The sequence below is a fragment of the Vibrio sp. Isolate22 genome (assembly GCF_022398115.1).
Taxonomy (GTDB): Bacteria; Pseudomonadota; Gammaproteobacteria; order Enterobacterales; family Vibrionaceae; genus Vibrio.
Map to the genome: position 1 here is coordinate 1 of NZ_JAKEUW010000141.1, position 1,244 is coordinate 1,244.

Annotated in this window: 2 protein-coding genes; one reads left to right on the top strand and one right to left on the bottom strand. The window is 41.7% G+C overall.

Going from position 1 to position 1,244, the window contains the following annotated elements; translation table 11 throughout:
- On the top strand, positions 1-244 hold a 244-nt coding region (locus tag L1D55_RS27275; protein WP_239919511.1), incomplete at its 5' end, for a transposase.
- 637 nt (positions 245-881) lie between these two features.
- Here the strand turns inward: L1D55_RS27275 and L1D55_RS27280 are convergent.
- A partial coding sequence (locus L1D55_RS27280; RefSeq protein WP_345772800.1) for a transposase occupies positions 882-1,244 on the bottom strand: 363 nt, incomplete at its 5' end.

Genomic DNA, 1,244 nt, shown 5'->3' on the forward strand with positions numbered 1-1,244 from the left:
GGAGGTGGAGGTATGGTGGGCACAAGTGCAAGAAAGTGGAATTAAGCCATTGAAAGAGTTCGCACGAAAACTGAGGCCTTATCTTCACGGTATTATTGGATCGGCAAGTTATCCGCTCAACACCTGCACATTGGAAGGGATAAACAACAAAATAAAGTTAATCAAGCGAATGGGGTATGGGTATCGAGATACAGACTACTTCTTCTTGAAGATAAAAGCGGCTTTCCCCGGAAAGCCGCGATGAACCTTTTTTGTACGTGTAATTCGCCGTTTTTACTTGTTCATCGATGTACAGACACTTCACTCTCCTCAGATCCTGAACCTATAGACAACACCCGATGCCATGTGTGGCGTTTCTGCTTATATACCACGTATGCGTTTCTGTTAGGGATAACGTGGCGTGAGAGCTGTATAGAAGCGAGCATTGTCTGTTTCGGGCTATCTAGTACATCGACATGACTCGAACTTATCTTACCGCAATATAATTCATAGCAAGCTCATTACTTAAATACCAGATGTTATTGATCTTTTCTGGCATGAGCACTTCACACTTTAACTTCAGACTTGTTACTTGCTAAACGATATGCGCCAAGCTCACACGTTTAAGGTGTTTATATGATGTATTAAACACATATCAGAAGGTGATGTGTAAAGTAGAGTTATAAGTAATGAGCTATATAATAAATAAATGATAATTTAATTAATTATGTTCGCTGCCTATGCTTTATTGCGGAACTATATCAAGATGTTTGGTTTTGTTAATACCAACTCCGAAGAAGTTGAATGTACTAAAGCGTAATTACCCGATACAAGAGAGCGTTATTGAGGGCTTTGTTGCGTAATTAAATTTAGATATAGAGCCAACCCGTTTCGCGTATTTCTTAGTCAATACGACAAGTTTTAGGCATACCTAACCTAGTAAGCTTGTTCAACGCTTTTATCATCGCGTAAGTTTCACCCACCTGGGCATTGTAATTTCTTAAGCTCAGTTTCCCTCCTAACAACTGTTTAACTCGATACATCGCTGTTTCTGAGAGTGAACGCTTGTGGTATCCATACCGCTCTTTCCAATACTTATTTGAGCCGTATAATTTCTGGCAACCCACGGCGAGATTTCGAGGGTGACCACGCTCCCAGAAGGCTGCCCCTTCTCTTGGGGGAATAAGCGCAATGGCTCCCTTAATCTTAATAGCAGCGTGACACGCTCTCGTGTCGTAAGCGCCATCACCAGACACCTCAAGGAT